The organism is Paenibacillus sp. GCM10027626 (genome assembly GCF_042676285.1).
In the GTDB taxonomy this organism is placed as follows: Bacteria; Bacillota; Bacilli; order Paenibacillales; family Paenibacillaceae; genus Paenibacillus_Z.
Window position 1 is genome coordinate 34,114 of record NZ_JBHTHC010000003.1, and the last position, 18,347, is coordinate 52,460.

An 18,347-nucleotide genomic window follows, 5' to 3' on the forward strand; every position below is an offset into this window, starting at 1 on the left:
GAGCTTTAAATCATGTCAGTTAAGAATGAAGTGTCAGTATTACGTAATTTTATTGGGGGGCAATGGGTCGCCTCCGCCTCAGCACGCACGGAGATGGTTCCGAATCCGGCTACCGGCGAACCGCTGGCCTACGTCCCAATCTCCAGCCGGGCCGAGTTGAACGACGCGGTTACCTCAGCTAGCCGGGCATTCGCGAGCTGGAGCAAAACACCTGTGCCAAGAAGGGCTAGAATCATGTTCCGCTACCAACAGTTGCTAGTAGAGCACCAAGAGGATTTGGCCCACATCATCACCTTGGAGAACGGCAAAAATTACGATGAAGCTTACGGTGAAGCGCAACGTGGCATCGAATGTGTCGAGTTCGCAGCGGGCGCGCCAACCTTGATGATGGGGACACAGCTGCCGGATATCGCGACGGGCATCGAATCGGGCATGTACCGCTATCCGATCGGCGTGGTCGGAGGCATTACGCCGTTCAACTTTCCAATGATGGTTCCTTGCTGGATGTTTCCGTTAGCCATCGCGTGCGGCAATACGTTTGTGCTCAAACCGTCTGAGCGCACCCCACTGCTAGCGAACCGACTGGCTGAATTGCTCACCGAGGCTGGTCTGCCGAACGGAGTCCTCAACATCGTGCACGGCGCGCACGACGTTGTCAACGGCATCCTGGAACATGAAGACGTGAAAGCCGTATCATTCGTCGGTTCACAGCCGGTAGCTGATTATGTATACAAAACTGCGGCGGCAAACGGAAAACGCGTGCAGGCACTGGCCGGCGCCAAAAATCATACGATCGTCATGCCGGACGCCAATCTCGACCTAGCGGTCCAGAACATTATCGGCGCCGCATTCGGGTCTGCCGGGGAACGCTGCATGGCATGTTCCGTCGTCGTCGCCGTCGGAGATGTTGCCGATCGACTGACGGAACGGCTCGTAGAGGCAGCCAACCAAATCACGATTGGAAACGGTCTTGTGGAAGGCAATTTCCTTGGGCCTGTCATCCGGGATTCCCACAAGGAACGCACGTTTGGTTATATCGACCTCGGTGAACAGGAAGGCGCGAAGCTCCTTCGGGACGGACGAACAGATGCGGCTGCTTGTGGGCCAGGTTACTTCGTCGGGCCTACGATTTTCGATCATGTAAAGCCAGGGATGCGTATTTGGCAAGAGGAAATCTTTGCACCTATTCTTTCCGTTGTGCGCGCTCGTGACTTGAGCGAAGCAATCGGGATCGCCAACCGATCCGAATTCGCTAACGGGGCGTGCCTGTTTACCGATAGCGCAAGTTCCATCCGTCAATACCGTGAGGAAATCGATGCCGGCATGCTTGGGGTCAACATGGGGGTTCCTGCTCCAATGGCTTTCTTCCCCTTCTCGGGATACAAGAAATCGTTCTACGGCGACTTGCACGCAAATGGGCGTGATGGAGTCGAGTTCTATACCCGTAAAAAAATGCTCACCGCTCGTTACTGATCAACTAGAGAAGACTGCCGAACAGCTCCAGTTCGGGACTTTCACCACGCAGTAGGGACTGAATCAATTTGATCCAGTCCCTTTTGCAATATGATTTAGGTACGCTGTATGCCATAAACGGGCTTACTTTTTTAATTACTCACCTATTATCAAACGTTCACCCAACTACCGTTTTGTGCTGACTTCTCCACAGACTCCAATACAATTTGATTATTCACACCATCTTCAAAGTTCGGTGATGGACTGTAACCTTTGGAGATTCCGTCCATAAGTTCTTTCGCCAAGTTAATAAAAGTGTGCTCGTATCCGATGATATGTCCTGAAGGCCAATATCCTGCAGCGTAGGGGTGGCAGCTTTCCGTACAGTTTATTGTTCGAAAACCTTGCATTCCTAATGGATCATCTGTTAAATAAAGTTGAAGCTGATTCATGTTTTCGAAGTCCCACCGGATAGACCCTTTATCACCGTTGATTTCAAAACGGTTTGCGTTGCGATTACCACCGGCTACCCGTGTGGCCTCAAAGGTCCCGATGGCTCCATTTCGGAAACGGGCTAAGAAAACGGAGGCATCATCCACATCTACTTCTTTCATCATTCCATCATTGGAACAGCGCATTTTGGTGAAAGTCTCCATCATTCCCACAACAGACTGGAATTCTCCGACAAGAAAACGGGCGAGATCGATAATATGAGCAGCAAGATCACCATGTGTTCCGGATCCTGATAATTGTTTATTTAATCTCCACACATAAGGAGAATACGGATCGACCAACCAATCCTGCAAGTATACTGCCCGTATATGATTAATTTTGCCGATTCGTCCTTGATCAATAAGTTGTTTAGCCCACTGCACGGCAGGTGCAAAGCGATAGTTATGGCAGATCATGTGAACGACTCCCGCTTTTTTCACTGCTTGGAGCATACTTTTAGCTTCTTTCACACTCATCGCCAACGGTTTTTCACATATGAGATGCTTTCCCGCCTCTGCTGCCGCAATGGCAATCTCTGCATGGGAGATGTTTGGAGTGCATATATCAATGATATCAATATCGTCTCTTTCCAAAAGTTGGCGCCAATCAGTCTCATAAGATTGCCAACCCATTTTTTCAGCTGCCTTTTTTAAGCCATCCTCATCCCTTCCGGCAATCGCTCGAAGTTCTGGTACAACACCCGTTTCGAAAAAAAACGGCAAATCCCGATAAGCATGGCTGTGTGCTTTTCCCATGAATTTGTAACCAATTAAGCCGATTCCCACTTTTGTTTTGTTCCCCATTGCTATCCTCCCACGGGTTATCTAATACGTGTTCGATTCCTCAATTCCGTCCTTCGGATCGGTCAAGGGGAAATATTCCAGTCCTATATAACCGTTGAAGCCCACTTTTCTAATGGCGTTAAAAATAGCTTTATAATTAATTTCACCGTTGCCCAATTCATGTCTGCCCGGATGACCCGCCGCATGAAAATGCCCGATCTTGTCAATGTTTCGAATAATCGTATTAATGAGGTTCCCTTCGGTAATTTGCTGATGATATATATCAAATAGGACTTTAACATGGTTACTTCCGACTTCATCGATAATTTCAAATGCCTCATCGGAACGGTACAAAAAGTACCCTTTATGATCCACATTAATATTCAAGGGTTCCACCAGTAAAGTCATACCCGATTGTTCAAGAAAAGGTACGCATGCCTTTAATCCATCTATAAGATTTTCACGTTGCTGATTCCTGGGTAAATCCGTCAACTCATCGCCTACTTGTGTTATCAACCGTTTGCAATCCAGTCTTTTGGCTGCCACAATAGACTCCTGTAAACCGGATAGGTACTCTTCCTTTTTGCTGGAATCCACCAAACTGATGAATTTGGTACAAAAAGTAACGACTTCTAAATGAAGATCTTGTTTCAACTGTACTAACCGATCGATATCCTTGTTCCACCAAGCCCAAAATTCAAAAGAATCAATTCCAAGACTTTTAACCGTCTGCAAACTTTTATCCAAATCATATCCTCTCAATACTGCGTCAATGCAAACAGATATTTTCATTGGGCCCTCCCCATACTCTCATCGGAATATTTGTGTAAAAATCAATTTTATAAATAACTCTAGTTACTTTAATACGTTAAGGCAACCTGAATGACTTCTTTTGGATTCTCATCAACGATTTGAAAAGCATGAGAGATATTATCATAGGAAACTTTATGAGTTAAAAGGTTCTCCAACCGCAATCGGCTTAGTAACTCTAAACAGCTCTCCAGTCGTCGGTCTCTGTTCCACATATGAGATATTGCAGGGTCCACTGCTCCTGTTTGTGAGCTTCGTATATTCACCCGGTTATGGTGAAATTCCTCGGATAAATCCAAGTTTGTGCTTGCTCCTTGGTACCAACCCAACGCTGTGACAGTCGTACCTGGAGCGGCAATACGAATAGCTTCATTTAAGGCTTTCTGATTTCCGGTTACTTCAATAACCAGATCTGCCCCTTTGTTTTTCGTTAATTTGCGTACCTCATAAGCTATGTCTTTGCAGGTCATGGGATTAAAGACATAATCCGCTCCATTTTCTAAAGCAGTTTGCAACCGAAGATCAAACAGATCGATACCTATGACTTGGAAAGCCCCTGACATTTTGGCCATTTGTACGATTGTCTGCCCTAATACACCTAATCCGGATACAACTACCGTATCTCCTAATTTAATCGGTGAATCGAGAATGCCGTTATATGCTGTCATAAGATTAGTTAAGAAGATACCACACTCGGGGTTGACGGAATCAGGTAGCTTTATAACATCACTTGCCGGTTTAACTACAATGGACTGGTGCGGCCCAGCCGAATAAACAATGTCTCCAGGTTTGATATCGTTCACTTCTTTACCTGCTTCTACTACTGTTCCTACATTGGAGTATCCCATATACCAAACTCCAGGGTCACAGCTGCGAACCGGGTATTTCCATGTATCATTTTGAGCTGATTGAATAAATAGACGGGTCTGGCGGTCATATTTTTTATGAAAAAACGGTGCCACTCCCCGATAAACATTCATTTCTGTGCCGTGACTTATCCCGGATATGATACTTTTGATTTTCACTTCATTAGATTGAATAGATGGATCTTCTACTTCCTCTACGACCAACGTTTTCGGAGACAAATATTTTGCAATTTTCATTAGTAGGTACCTCCAGGTTTATATTTTATAATTAAACCCCGAATAATATGGAACTACTACTCGGGGCAGCAATCCTTACGTTTATTGGGTTAAAATTTTGTTGATTTCCACCACGGCATTTTCGATTTCGTCTTTAACAGATTTCCCCGCCATTATAGCGGTTCCCATCTTTGGAAGAGGACCATTTGGAAATGCGTCAATTTGATTCCATTGCGCAACCGGTTTATCACCTGGAACTACCCTTTCAGTCTGTTCAACGAAAACGCTCAACCATGGGTCGTTCTTAAAGTATGGGTCGTTCATAACTTCCTTGTTGGAATTTAGTAAAGATAACTGTTTTGATGCTTCAAGCTGGATCTCATTGGACATGAAGAATTTAACCCACTCTTTTGCCGCTTCAACATCTTTTGTTGTTTTCATTATAGATATCGGGGCAGCGAAACTTATGCTTGATGGGCCTTCTCCCGTTTTACTCGGCATTACCGCAGCCTTATATTTATCTTTCATTTGTGGTGCAAGTTTTTCTTGGGTAGCTCTAAAATCTGCAGCTGCTCCGATCATCATGGAAGCTTTGCCTGACAAGAATTCATTGTTTGGGTCAAAGCTTGGGTCAATAATCCCTTTTGGCGCAATATTATGCTTATACACAATGTCTTGCATAAACTGTAACGATTCCTCGCCTTCGGGAGTATTAAATGCAGGTTTTGTCAAATCATCACTTAAAACCTTTCCGCCGGCTTGCGTTAAAATTGCGAACCAAGTCTGGTCAAAACGTGCTCCTGAATTTCTGAATATCAAGCCTGAACGAGTAATGTTCCCGTTAGCATCTGTTTTTGTCAATTTCTTTCCATATTCAATTAATTCATTCCAATTTTTCGGTGGTTCGGTTAATCCTGCTTCTTTGAAATGCTCCGTATTGTAAAGCAAAACTCGAGTATCCATACGCCAAGGGATGCCGTAAAAATCATTGCCGACTTTCGCTTCGGATAAAGTGGAAGTAATATATTTGTCTACACCAATTTCTTCGACCAAATCATTAATTTGCATCGGCCCCAACTTATCGCGGCCGATTTTCTGGAAAGACTGAAGAAAGAATAGGTCCGCAACATCCGGCGCATCACCACCGGTACTGGCTAAAGTATATTTGGTCAGCGCTTGAGACCAGTCTAGAGTTTCATATTTAACAGTAATACCCGTTTTTTCTTTAAATTTTGCAGTAATATCCTTCATAAAATCATTCGAAATACTTGGGCTGCTTCCATACCGCTGAAGCCAAACCGTAATTTCTCTGTTTTTGTTGTCTTTTTTCTCAACGGTTTGGGTCTCCTTGTTTTGGCCGGAATTTTTCGCAGTGCCCTCCCCGGTATTGGTTACGTTGGTTCCGCTACAAGCAACAAGGGATACCTGCATCATCAGTGCCAGCATAAACAAGCTGATTGCTTTCAAGTTCACCTTCATTTTAGAACCATCTCCATTAATTCGATTTAAATACAGATTATTAAATTATTTAGAATATTGTCTGCAACCACCACCTTTAAGCAATATGAATGAACTTCATTTCATGCGCAACATGCTGATTGTATCGGATCGAGATCGATTATCCTTTTATTGCGCCATCAGACATTCCACTGACCAAATATTTTTGTAAAAAACCGAAAATAAGTAAAATAGGTAAAGTGGTAATCACAGAAGCGGCCATAAAAAGGGAAACCGATGGAGTAACGCCGAATTGTCCGATGAAGTCATGAATTCCCACTGATAACGGTTTGTATTTGGTATCCGACAGAACAATGCTTGCCCACATATATTCATTCCAAGCCAATATAAAGGAAAAGATAGCGGTTGCAACAATACCGGGAATTGAAATCGGCAATGCGATCACGAAAAGTATCTTCATTCTCGAGCAGCCGTCAATCATGGCACTTTCTTCGATTTCAACGGGTAAAGTGGACGTGAAATAATTTTTTAACATCAGTGTACAAAACGGAATTGCCCAAATACTATAGGCTAGCGTAATGCCTATGGTCGAATTATTCAATTTCAAGCTTTGCATGATGAAATAAAACGGAATGATACTCATAACCCACGGAATTAATTGTGATGATAAGATTAACACAATGCTTGCATTTCTGATTTTGAAACGAAACCTGCTCAAGCTGTAACCCGCAAAGCAAGCAAGCAGAACGCATATGATAGTGGTTGATAGAGAATAAATAATTGAATTTTTCAAATATTCGAAAAGTGGCATGATCTGAAATACTTCAGTATAGTTCTTAAATTCAAAGCGGCTTGGCCACCAAGCAGGCGGAGTTTGTAAAATCTGTTCAGCCGGTTTCACGGAAGTCACAAACATCCAATAAAAAGGAAAAAGAGCAAATAGGGCAATACTGTTCAAAATAACATAATGTACGACATATTCCCTTTTTGAAGTTTTATTCAAAACAACTCCTCCTCCCCATTATTATTGTTTGAACTCATTCTGTACTCTCTTTTTGATATAAAAAACTGAAGGGATAAGCACTACCAAGAACATCAGCACACTAATGGTTGATGCTGTGCTGTATTTAAAATTGATAAACGCTTCTTGAAACACTTTCACCGCCAATACGTTCGTCATATCCAGCGGGCCTCCTTGAGTCAATAAATAACTGGAATTAAAATTGTTAAATTGCCAAACGAATTCTAATAATAGTGTGATTTCTAAGACCGGTAAAATAAGTGGAAGCGTTATCTTGTAGAATTGCCCAATTTTACCCAAACCTTCTACAGTAGCAGCTTCATAGTAATCCTTCGATATGCTCTGCATAGCCGCTAAGAACATAACCATCATAAAAGGAAACATATGCCAAACATTGACGACAATCAGACATAGCATAGGAATGTTGAACGGCCCAAATCCCCATTCTGTGTTCCCTAAGAAGGAGAATGGCGTATCCCTGAGTCCTAGACCCATAAGTAAACCGTTTAGCGGACTAAAATTTTCGCTATATAAAACCTTCCACACAGCCCCCATTACAACAGGAGGGGTGATCCATGGAATCAAAAGTAAAGTCCGGTATAAACCTCTTCCCCTGTAGGGTTTGTTTAATAACTGCGCCGAATAAAGAGCCAAAATAGTTGCTAAGAATAGAGAAGCCACACTAAAAAAAATGGTATTGTATATGATTTTCAATAAGCCAGTGTCTTTTATAATATTGATAAAATTTTCCAATCCGATGAATGGCTGTTCCGGCAACAGTAGTTCCACACGATAGAAAGACATCAATATCGTTCTGATACTCGGATACAAGATCACAACCGTGATACATAATAAAACCGGAAGAACTAAAATATAGCTTATGTTACGATCAACGAAGGATGAAAACGTTCTACTCTGATGCTTACGCTTTAGTGATTGCGGCTGTTTATTATCAAATTCATGTTCCATCTGACTCCACCTCTTGGTTTATATTATGTTTAACAGATTCCCTCTCCACGTAGGAAGCATGCAAAATCAACGTTTTTACACTTGTATTTTTACTTTTCATTCTTTCTAATATTAAATTGATTGCAGCTTCACCCATTTCTTTCAGGGGCAAACCGACAGAAGAAATCGGGGGAGATAAAATATCCGCATAACTGTTATCGTAACCGATGATCGAAATGTCATCAGGAACTCGGATTCGATGTTTATATAATGCTTGAAGAACACCAATGGCCAGAACATCACTCGCTACAAAAATGCCAGAAGGCAGGGAATCACTCAAGATCATCTCTTCCATTAAATGAAAACCATACTGGGGACTATAACTCTTACAAAATTTAATAAATTTATTATCCGCGGTAATCTTCTCTTCCATAAGGGCTCTCTGAAAGCCATTGTACCTCTCACTCTCTACGACATTCACAGAAGTATCCACACCGATATAGCCAATATTCTTATGATTCAATTGAAGCAGGTGTTTCGTCGCGACATAGGATGCTTCAACGTAGTCGATTAGGACCTTATCAACACCCATCACATCTAAAGGCCTTTCCACCATCACGGTTGGTATACCCATATCAACAACTCTTTGTATATTCTCCTTGCTACTTGCATTGGTAAAAATAACTCCATCCACTTTCCTTGCAACCATTTCTTCAATTTGCTTTAATTCTCGTTTTGGATCATTGTAAGTGAATAATCGCAGTATTTGATAGTCACATTCATCCGCATATTCGTCTATAGCTTGGCACAATCCGGCCCAAAATGGATTTGGATAAGCTCTCGGCAATATGTGTCCAATCATTCCTGTCTTTTGGCTTTTTAGACCCTGCGCTACTTTATTGGGCACATAATTCAATTCGGACAGAGTTTTTTCGATTAATTCTCTTTTTTCCTTTGACACATAACCGCTGTTATGGATTACCCTAGACACCATTGCAGGGGAAACATTAATGGACTTCGCAATATCTGTAATCGTTGTTGCCAATTTCTATTCACTCCTGTCTGTTATTTGGAACTTTTTTCATCAAGTAAATGTGGCGACGTTTTCACAATAAAATCAAACCACTTTTTCTACAAAAAATTACTTTTTTATCAGATTTTTTTGCTATATACAAAATCGTAGCGCTTTCATTTCGGAAAAAAAATAAATTGAATACTGTGGGATGGTAAATTAGATGAGGAAGAATCTCTCATTGTAATTCACAATTCGAGAATGTGGTGACGTTTTCACATTTTTTAAAAAAACTATCTCTCTTTTTATACACAGATTATAATAATTATTTTATGATCTTGTCAATACTTTTTATAATGAACATGGCAAGAAACACATCGGCAATCGGATCATATTCTTGACACTGAAAAATCAAGAATAGTCCCCTTGCTCTCCCCCCATCAAATTTTTCACCATCACTTATGGTACGGTTCAGCTTAATTGGGTCATTCGGCGAAAAGTTTGCCGCGGCGCTTACTTGCCAACCTTTTATATCCGATCCAAGGGCTCTGCTCAAGCCTTCATAACATGCACAGATGGCCGTCGAAGTAATCGGCGGCCTGGTTGTTGATGATTCAACTATCGTGTGAGCAGGACCCCACCAGAGTGCTACCAGCTTAGGATCCGTCCATCCTTTCCAGACCCACGCGATAGGGATGTCTAAAATTCGAGTGATCACGAGTTCTTGCGTGTTCGATTTTTGGTTCATCGGGATTCCTCCGAATCGTTTGGGGTTTTGGCAGCTTTCGCAATTTCTGATTTCATTACGGCCTCGAATGTATCCAAGCGTTGGCTCCATCGACGTCTCATGTTCCTGGACCAATCCTCGAATTCGACCATTGTAGCCGTGTTGATCCGATAAATGCGTTGCTGCGCCCTTTTTTCCACAAGGATCAATTTCGCCTCAAGTAAAATCTTCAAATGTTGGGAGATCGCTTGCGGGCTGACTTCGAATTGATCGTGGATCTGAGATGCGGGGAACTCTTCATTGTCGGCAAGCATCTCCAGAATGCGGCGGCGCGTTGGATCTGCCAATGCGGAAAAAATATCGTTAGGCATACAGCTTGTTCCATTCCCCTCCTTCCTGATTACCGGTCTTGATTGTGAGCTTCGTTTTGATTTCGTGGTGTGACTTAAGTTTATATGTTGACTCAATATTAAACCATTTACTTTATAAAGTAAATGGTTTAATACTTATTTCTTAGTTACGTTTTACACCTCTTTCCTTGAACGTTCCGCACTGATAAGACAACTCCCCAAATGTTGAATATAACTGCCCGTTAGCTTAATAAAACGAACAGGCGCCGCGGCACGTAACGACCAAAATTCTTGCCTTCTACCGAAAAACTGTGGTGAACACCCTTTTAAATGCTCATTCGAGTTCACCCCAAAAATCGTTGCCGTCACTTGTGATACGGCTCTCCTCGCTATCTATAACGGCAAGTTTTGAGGCCATCCTAAACACAGCAGGACTTTGAATTCCGTTTGGACCGGAACGGCTACATTGTGGTTCTCGAAACCCTTCCCTCTTCCTCAATACGCTTGTCCTCAACCCTGCTTTACAGCCAGAGGAAATCAGTGATACACTGAATAAAATTGGAAAAGCAGGAGTGAATGCTAATAAGCTGGGATGTTCTCATCATGAAAGAGAAATATGATTTCGACGCACCAGAGGAGAATCAACCAGATATTGCGCCTCTCGGCAAACGGGATGGAATCATCGAAAAATTGACGCAATGTATTCCTAATTTGGATTATCGGGATGAATCGTGGGGAATCTTGAATGATGAAGGTTACTCGATCGAGTTTAACACAGGAGATGAGGAGATTGTAGATTCCATTATGCTGCATATCAGGGGCGGAGGAACTGTGATGGATACCATCCAATTGGTTTGTGAGACGCTGGACGCATATGCGCTCGATACATCTGACTGTGCCTATATTGATTTTAAGCAATCTGATCAAGCTCAGGAATCATGGGAGCGATTCCAGAAGTACCGGGACAAAGTTTTAAACAAAGCGAAATAGGTGCCATGTACTTTTTAATTGAGTGTCCAGGCAGACGAAGTAAGGGTTTATGATCAATATTGCTCTGTGAAAGTTGAGTTAGAAAAAAGGCCAACCAGATCATTCTGGCTGACCTAATAATACGTAAGAGAGGGGCTCTTTCGTATAAATCTGTAAATAATACTATAGACGAATAACGGGGACGGTCTTAACTTGACTATATTCCCGAATTTTCTATTATTTGCAACTTTTCTTTGTCCCCACCCCCAACAATCAGTAGCGGGCTCTTTACAATGCCGGAACCGTTCAAACCTCTGAATTTCAGGTCTTATCCTTTTACGCTCCCCAGTACGATCCCTTTCATGAAATACTTCTGCAGGAACGGATAAGTCAACATGATCGGGAGAGCCTCGAGGAAAATCTGCGAGGCCTTCAGCATCCGGTTGTTGATCTGGGAGAGCAGTTCTGCTTCCTTGACGTTCATAATTTTCAGATCGAAGCTGATGACCAGCGTCTGCAAGTAGCTTTGCAGCGGATAATGCTCGGTCTTGTTCATGAGGATCAAGCCGTCAAACCAGGAATTCCACAAGCTTGGAGTCGATGTCATTATTGAGACGAGCGCCAACGAGATGGCGATGAATCATGCGTTGCGCGGGCTTGCTTATGGCGGCACGATCGCTTATGTCGGCTGGGCACGTCCGTTCCGCGGCGGGATGGATTGGGGACGCGAGGCTCATTTCAATAATGCCAAAATCGTGTTTTCCCGGTCATGCAGCGAGCCGAATCCGGACTATCCGCGCTGGAACTATAACCGCATCGTCGAGACTTGCTGGGACATGTTGAAGAAAGGACAGCTCAATTGCGAAGATATTATTTGCCCTGTAGTTCCATTCGCCGAGTCGGATCAGGCGTACGAAATCTATGTGGACAAGGAGCCGTACCTAAGCATCAAGCTGGGAGTTCAGTTTTAACCCGTATTTTTGAAATAATTAAGATAGAGAGAGGGCGTCTTCGAAAGACGCCCTCTCTTGCCGTATTATCCGGACATGATATATACCGCAAGGTGGCGGACCGCTTTATTGCCCTTGCTCAGACAACCGGATAAACCTCGCCCTCGACGATGCCACGCTCATTGAAAGCATCCACTCGGACATATACCGGATGATCCCTGATCAGCGCCCCGATCTTCGCATGGCTGCTGCCCAATATCATATAGCTGTGATACAGCTTGTCCGGCACATAACCCCATAATACATTATGACCCACCGCCTGATCCGGATTCCAGGCAACATGCAGATCAAGTTCGCCCAGTCGCTCGATACGAACTCCTGTCGTCAGGTCGGGCAACGCCCCATCGCCTGCCCCGAACACGCGAAGGCCTGATACGCAGGGGATCTGCCCATACGGCAACTCCCGGACCGTGCATCTGATGTAGCGAGCGCGGAACCCCGCTTCCCGCACGATCAAATCATGCGGCAGGTTCGTCATCGCCTCAAGCTTGTCCTCGATCACAAAATAGCTCTGGCCATCCAGCGAGCCTTCCAGTATCCAGCGGGTATGATGCTGCCGCATATCGATATATCTGGATAACAGCCCGCACTGCTGCAATGTCACTCCCTCTGGCAAATCAACCGACAGTTGGTCATCGGCAAAGTTGATTTGGATGGCATGTACGTCATATTCCTGTTGCAGATCCACTTCCACCCATTGATCCGGCGTCGGATCAGCCGCCCTCCACCAGGTGCAAACATTCTCGTCTGTCGCTTTCGCAGGCTCATAACCCTCGATATAAGAAGACGCTTTCGCAGTCTTGCCATATGAGAGCAGCATCCACTCGGGATCGGCCCATGGGTCCACCCGTTCCTGTGCGATCTTCATCGGCCAGTCACCAAAGCGCTGATTGCAGAATAACTCCCCATCGTTGTCAAAACCCGCAGGCCATAAGCCGACTCGTCGCTCAAATTGCTGATTCACGGAGATCCGCATCGTAGACGCATGCCACAAGTTGCCGAAGCGATCGCTCATCGTTGATCCTTGTCCGGCTCCCGGCATAAATCCTCCGGGCTTGTAGGAGTAGGGATTGTTTTGCGCAAGTTTGAACGGACCCAGCGGATGCTCCGATACATATACGCCATCGGAATAAACATTATACTCGGTGCCCGGCGAAGCGTATTGCAGATAGTAGACGCCATCATGCTTGTTCATCCAGGCACCCTCGATGAACGGATCATTGCCTAACACCACCCGCAGCGTATTCATGATCTCCTCTGTCACCTTCGGCAGCTTGCTGGCAGTCAGTTGCACCTGCTGTTCAATCTGCTCCTTCGTCTTGCTCGGAAAATGGTCCTCACCATTTCGTTCATAGCCATGCCGCTCCGGGTTGCCGCTGATCATCGCTTGCGGCTCGCCGAGGGGCTGCATAGTCGCCGGATCCAGCTGCACGCCGTAGATCGGCTTGTAATTGGAGCATCCCCAGTAAAAATACACCTTGCCGTCATCATCCATGAACAGATGCGGGTCCCAGAAAGGAAAGGTGCCTGCCATCTCCTCAAACTCGCCTTCTATCGGATCGGTCGTCCGATAGAAGGTGCCCATGCGCGACAGATGAGAGGCGGACAAGTACAGATCATCTCCCATCACCCTTGCATCGGGAGCATAGTCGTAGATCGACACGCCCCTGAGTGCATGGAATGTCCAGTCCACCAGGTCATCGCTGACCAGAAAACCGCCCGTCATGGATAGAAACATGTAATAACGATCCTTGAACAAAACCAGCGTAGGGTCTGCGGCCTCCCTGTTCACCACCAGCTTGCCATGTTCATCAATGAATTGATATCTGTAATCGATATTGAGCGGATTGCACATATAGAGCATCTTGCGCATCCCCCTATTCAGATGATCTCAGGTCAACCGTTCCCGTTAGCAAGCTCTCACGGGCACTGCTGTTGCCAATATAGACTTCGTGCGTCATGGTCTCCAGCTCCCACCGGTCGGTTTGCGGATTGTACCATTGCAGGCTAGCTATCGGGCAGCTCAGTTGAATCCGCTGCCGCTCACCCGGCTTGAGGGTGATCCGCTTGAAGCCCTTCAATGACTTGTGCGGCCTGTCAACCTGTGACTGACTGAATCCAATATAGAGCTGAACGACCTCGTCGCCTTCCCGCTCACCGGTATTATGCACCGTGCAGCTTGCCACTACATCCGTGCCTTGGAGCTCAAAACGTGGATCTTCCAACTGGAATGTCGTATAGGATAAGCCGAATCCATACGGCAGAGACGGGCTTATTCCTTCCTTCTCCAGCTTCGTATAGCCATGATAGTACCCATACTCGATAGCGCCGGCATCCCAATCCACAGCAGGCAAATGTCGCTCATCCACAGGCGTGACATAGGGCAGCTTGCCTCCGGGATTAACATCCCCGAACAAGGTTTTGGCGATGGCAGTACCGCCTTCCATTCCAGGGTAATAGGCCATCAAGATGGCCGGAACATAATCCTTCCACTCTTCTATCATCATCGTATTGCCACCGATCAATACAACAGCCGTATGTGGATTCAACGAACCGAGCGCACGCAATAATGCCGCTTCATCCGCGCGAAGGCCCAGCGATTTTCGGTCTCCCCCCGTAGCGTTGCGTTCCATCGGGGTACGGCTTTGCAGCTTCGCCGCCACTTCGGGATATTTGCGGACAAGCGCCGCCATCTTTGCTTTGAATTCCTCGCTCCCAACATCGGTGATATATTCCCCTTCATCATTATGGTTGTAGCCGACTATGCAGATCACCACATCCGATTCTTGGGCCAGCGCACTGGCCTTTAGCAGATCCGTGCCATCGTCATAGCATACCTCAGCTTCAGGAAGCAATCGCTGTATGCCTTCCAGCGGGGTGACGACATACGGCGGGAGCACCCTGCTCGACCCGTGGTCGCCGATATTCCCCTGCTTGCCCAACTTGCCGATGACGGCAACCTTGCGAGCCGATTTGGAAAAAGGCAATACGGTATGGTCATTCTTCATCAACGTCATGGACTTCTCAGCCGCCTCAAGCGCCAATGCAATATGCGAGGCAGAAGCAACCGCTTTCGGCCCATCCCCCTGTTCCGGCTGCGTCGTAAATGCCAGCAAGGTGCGTACAATACGAATTGCCGCCTGATCAATCTTCTCCTCGGCCACCTGGCCGCCGCGGACGGCATCCACCAGTCGTTGTCCATAGTACTTCGTATCGCACATCTCGATATCCATGCCGCCGTGCACCGCCTCCACAGTGTCGCGGATGCCCCAGACAAAATCGCTGATGACGAAACCGTCGAAGCCCCACTCCTGCCTGAGCACCTGATTCAACAAATAATCGTTGTGTCCGCAGTACGCGCCATCATACAGGTTATAGGCGCTCATCACCGCAGCGGCACCGGCATCGATACACGCTTTGAAGTGAGGCAAATACACCTCGCGTTCCGTTCTTTTGTCTGCCGTGACATTAACCTTAAAGCGGGCATTCTCCATGCTGTTGAACGCGTAGTGCTTCACGCAGGCAATCACCTGCTCTGACTGCACACCCGCAACAAGAGCCGCACCCATCGCTCCCAAATGAAAAGAGTCCTCTCCATAGGTTTCCTGACTGCGGCCCCACCCCGGATGGCGAGGCAGGTTGACACACACTCCGCCAAACAAGTTGCCGCCTTGCGCCCGGATCTCTCTGGCAATCGCGATGCCGATTCTGTGCTCCAGCTCGGGATCGAATGCCGCGCCGCGTGCCATCGACACCGGGAAGCAGGTGCTGCTGCCCGACACCACTCCGCGAGGGCCGTCCACAAATTTCATCGCTGGCACTTGCAGTCTCTCGATACCGCCTGCCGGATAAGGCACATGATTGTAATGAGCGATGATAAAATCCAGAAGCATCTGTTCGGCTGAGACTTGCCCGCTCATCAGATGCACTTTTTCCTCCAGTGTCATTTCCGCAACCAGCGTTTCGGCCTTCTGTGTATATCGAAGTCGGCTTTCCTTATCCATGGCCATCTCACACATCCTCCCATTCCATCATCCAGATTCGTTATTGATAGCAATATACCTCAACCCGCATGGCAGCCGGTTTACGGCCGATTTTCAGGTTGTATGCGCTTTGGTCGCCATTCAGCACCCTGCCCCGTATCCATTGATTCTCGGAGAAGCTCCCTTCCTCAGCCCGGATCATCCCCAGCTTCCCGGGCGCGCCCCGCTTCAACAGAAATTCGAATTCGAAGCTGACGCCTGCCACAATAAATTCATCCTCCGTAACTTCAATAATCAGCCCGGCGTTCTTCCATAAGCCAAACCACAGCAGCACCAAGCGAAAGCCCTCTCGCCGCGCCTGCTCCACTAGCCCGTCCAGCAGCCGGAAATCAAATTCATCCCGACTCGGCTCAATCAACTCCCAATAGACGGGTAAAATAACGGTATTCAAATGCAGCTCCCGCAAATACGGCCAAACTTTGCTGCTCATATAACCGAGATCGGAAGCGCTGGAATTATGCAATTCACCTGCTAACGCAATATAGGGTTTATCATCCACATACAGATTAAAAATACCATTTTCCTTCACTAACATCGGAATGGCCATACGGATTCCTCCCTGTTATCATGCCGTAGAAGTCTGTCCGATAAATCACTTTTGGTGTTAACCATGTATTTTTCGATAATCCTGTGGCGTCATGGCTGTCGATTTGCGAAATAACGTAGAGAAATACGAAAAGTTCGGATATCCGACCGAGATCGCCACCTGACTGATCGACATATCGGATTTGATCAATAGTTCCTTCGCCCGCTCCATCCGCTCCTGCAAGATATAATCCGATATGGAGACCCCAGTTGACTTCTTGAAGATGCGAACGACGTAATCCGGATTAAGCCCGACATAATCGGCAATGTATTGTCTGGACAACTCCTCGTCTAGATGCAATTCAATGTATCGTTTGATCTTCTCGATAATCGATTCACTCGACTCCAATGCCTTCATGCTCGCAACGGCCTTCTCAATCACTTCTTCCGCCCACTCCTGCAACCATGCAACCGAACGGGTGGCGCTCAAGCCGCGCTCGGGTGACAGGTGTTCATGCAGGATTTCATCCGCCTTCAATCCGGTTTCCTGCAAAGTATGCATTACCATTTGCATGAAAAGCTGATAAAACTGCCGAAGCGTTCCGGTATTCAGATCATTCATTTGCTTCCATCGGTACAGCAAAGTCCCGATCTCGCCCAGCAGGCGAGCTGCCTCCCGGCTGCGCAACAGCTCTGCCCACAGCTTCATATCGGGCACATGGGCATATCGCCCCGCTTGTCCGTATTCATCCATCAGCAGCACGCGATTGGCCGCATTGGCCTGTTGGCAAAGCGTACTTCCCAATTTATCGTACATCGATGCCAGCTCGCCCAGTAGAGCAGGTCTGCCAATCATACAGGCTAGCTGACAATAGAAATAGGACTGGCAAGCCTGGAGCAGCTCGCGGCAACGATGACGAAGTTTCGGAAGCAGCCCCGCCTCATCCTGATCGCTATTGATTCCGCAGGGAATCAGCAGGATCAGCTCCGCCTCCCCCATTCGAACCGTGTACGCCCCGGCAAAGTGATCGGTCACCAACTCGTCCGCGGCTTTTCGCAAGGCATATAACATAATATTCTCATCCTGGGCGTCGAGCTCCCTGTTCCAATCATGATGTTGAATCAATACGGGCAGTAAACGACTGGCTGGCGAGTAGGTAAGCCCATAATTCTCTGCCTGCTTCAGAATGGAATCGGGCCGAGCGGGTTCTTCCTGATGCAATACAGCAAGCCAGAATCGCTCCACTAACTTGGCTTCATCATCCCGTTCCTTGCGGATCTTGGACAGCACATTCAACACGGTTCTCTCCAGCTCCTCCGTCGGAACCGGCTTCAGTAGGTAATCATAGCCGCCTAGCTGAATCGCTTGCTTCGCATAGATGAATTCGGCGTGACAAGTCAGAAATATGCATTCGGTTTTCGGGTAATGTGCTCGCACCCAGGCAAATAGCTCCAATCCGCTGCCTTGCGGCATTTCAATATCAGAAATCATGACATCGAAGATGCGATTGGCGAAAGCTTCCTTCGCCTGCCGCATATTGAGGGCCGTCTCCACAACCCCTACACCCAGCCTGCGCCAATCCACGCTTGCCTCGATGCCATTCACGATAATGGCCTCATCGTCTACAATCAGGATCCGAAACATAATGATGCCTCCTCTGTGACT

Annotated in this window: 16 protein-coding genes and 1 pseudogene; 3 read left to right on the top strand and 14 right to left on the bottom strand. The window is 46.5% G+C overall.

Annotated features, from left to right (window positions below):
- Positions 1 to 12: 12 nt before the first annotated feature.
- Positions 13 to 1,473, top strand: a complete 1,461-nt coding sequence (locus tag ACFQ0N_RS07255) for a CoA-acylating methylmalonate-semialdehyde dehydrogenase (RefSeq protein WP_379324379.1) — start codon at positions 13 to 15, stop codon at positions 1,471 to 1,473.
- 149 nt (positions 1,474 to 1,622) lie between these two features.
- On the opposite strand, the gene ACFQ0N_RS07260 is transcribed toward ACFQ0N_RS07255, so the two are convergent.
- From ACFQ0N_RS07260 to ACFQ0N_RS07300, 9 genes are all read right to left on the bottom strand, one after another.
- Positions 1,623 to 2,747, bottom strand: coding sequence for a Gfo/Idh/MocA family protein (locus tag ACFQ0N_RS07260; protein WP_379324381.1), 1,125 nt, complete (start codon positions 2,745 to 2,747; stop codon positions 1,623 to 1,625).
- Positions 2,748 to 2,768: 21 nt separating this feature from the next.
- The gene (locus ACFQ0N_RS07265) at positions 2,769 to 3,518 is read right to left on the bottom strand and encodes a hydroxypyruvate isomerase family protein (RefSeq protein ID WP_379324383.1); all 750 of its coding nucleotides are present in this window, start codon (positions 3,516 to 3,518) and stop codon (positions 2,769 to 2,771) included.
- Positions 3,519 to 3,586: 68 nt separating this feature from the next.
- Entirely contained in the window at positions 3,587 to 4,639 is a 1,053-nt protein-coding gene (locus tag ACFQ0N_RS07270) for a zinc-binding dehydrogenase (protein ID WP_379324385.1), read from the bottom strand.
- Between the two features lie 81 nt (positions 4,640 to 4,720).
- Positions 4,721 to 6,097, bottom strand: a complete 1,377-nt coding sequence (locus ACFQ0N_RS07275; protein WP_379324387.1) for an ABC transporter substrate-binding protein — start codon at positions 6,095 to 6,097, stop codon at positions 4,721 to 4,723.
- A gap of 139 nt (positions 6,098 to 6,236) precedes the next feature.
- Positions 6,237 to 7,079 carry a carbohydrate ABC transporter permease gene (locus ACFQ0N_RS07280; protein WP_379324389.1) on the bottom strand — a complete coding sequence of 281 codons (843 nt, stop codon included), beginning with the start codon at positions 7,077 to 7,079 and terminating at the stop codon, positions 6,237 to 6,239.
- Between the two features lie 21 nt (positions 7,080 to 7,100).
- A complete protein-coding gene (locus tag ACFQ0N_RS07285) occupies positions 7,101 to 8,066 on the bottom strand; it encodes a carbohydrate ABC transporter permease (protein ID WP_379324391.1) in 966 nt (321 codons plus the stop codon).
- A complete protein-coding gene (locus ACFQ0N_RS07290) occupies positions 8,056 to 9,090 on the bottom strand; it encodes a LacI family DNA-binding transcriptional regulator (protein WP_379324393.1) in 1,035 nt (344 codons plus the stop codon). The genes ACFQ0N_RS07285 and ACFQ0N_RS07290 overlap by 11 nt, the downstream gene beginning before the upstream one ends.
- A gap of 292 nt (positions 9,091 to 9,382) precedes the next feature.
- Complete coding sequence (locus ACFQ0N_RS07295; RefSeq protein WP_379324395.1) at positions 9,383 to 9,805, bottom strand: SRPBCC family protein; 423 nt, start codon at positions 9,803 to 9,805, stop codon at positions 9,383 to 9,385.
- Positions 9,802 to 10,155, bottom strand: a complete 354-nt coding sequence (locus ACFQ0N_RS07300) for an ArsR/SmtB family transcription factor (protein ID WP_379324397.1) — start codon at positions 10,153 to 10,155, stop codon at positions 9,802 to 9,804. Before ACFQ0N_RS07300 ends, ACFQ0N_RS07295 begins: the two co-directional genes overlap by 4 nt.
- 582 nt (positions 10,156 to 10,737) lie before the next feature.
- Here ACFQ0N_RS07300 and ACFQ0N_RS07305 point away from each other — a divergent pair.
- A complete protein-coding gene (locus ACFQ0N_RS07305) occupies positions 10,738 to 11,124 on the top strand; it encodes a hypothetical protein (RefSeq protein ID WP_379324399.1) in 387 nt (128 codons plus the stop codon).
- 307 nt (positions 11,125 to 11,431) lie between these two features.
- Here the strand turns inward: ACFQ0N_RS07305 and ACFQ0N_RS07310 are convergent, their stop codons facing one another.
- A complete protein-coding gene (locus ACFQ0N_RS07310; protein WP_379324401.1) occupies positions 11,432 to 11,659 on the bottom strand; it encodes an ABC transporter permease family protein in 228 nt (75 codons plus the stop codon).
- 31 nt (positions 11,660 to 11,690) lie between these two features.
- On the opposite strand from ACFQ0N_RS07310, the pseudogene ACFQ0N_RS07315 reads away from it, so the two are divergent.
- A pseudogene (locus tag ACFQ0N_RS07315) lies at positions 11,691 to 12,074 on the top strand (MDR/zinc-dependent alcohol dehydrogenase-like family protein); the annotation flags it as partial.
- Between the two features lie 118 nt (positions 12,075 to 12,192).
- On the opposite strand, the gene ACFQ0N_RS07320 reads toward ACFQ0N_RS07315, so the two are convergent.
- Genes ACFQ0N_RS07320 through ACFQ0N_RS07335 form a run of 4 tightly spaced genes read right to left on the bottom strand, consistent with a single transcriptional unit; the run spans position 12,193 to position 18,326 of the window.
- Complete coding sequence (locus tag ACFQ0N_RS07320) at positions 12,193 to 13,977, bottom strand: family 43 glycosylhydrolase (protein WP_379324403.1); 1,785 nt, start codon at positions 13,975 to 13,977, stop codon at positions 12,193 to 12,195.
- Positions 13,978 to 13,990: 13 nt separating this feature from the next.
- The gene (locus ACFQ0N_RS07325) at positions 13,991 to 16,123 is read right to left on the bottom strand and encodes a beta-glucosidase family protein (protein WP_379324405.1); all 2,133 of its coding nucleotides are present in this window, start codon (positions 16,121 to 16,123) and stop codon (positions 13,991 to 13,993) included.
- Between the two features lie 34 nt (positions 16,124 to 16,157).
- A complete protein-coding gene (locus ACFQ0N_RS07330; protein WP_379324407.1) occupies positions 16,158 to 16,703 on the bottom strand; it encodes a DUF5597 domain-containing protein in 546 nt (181 codons plus the stop codon).
- Positions 16,704 to 16,760: 57 nt separating this feature from the next.
- Positions 16,761 to 18,326 carry a response regulator gene (locus ACFQ0N_RS07335; protein WP_379324409.1) on the bottom strand — a complete coding sequence of 522 codons (1,566 nt, stop codon included), beginning with the start codon at positions 18,324 to 18,326 and terminating at the stop codon, positions 16,761 to 16,763.
- Positions 18,327 to 18,347: the final 21 nt, after the last annotated feature.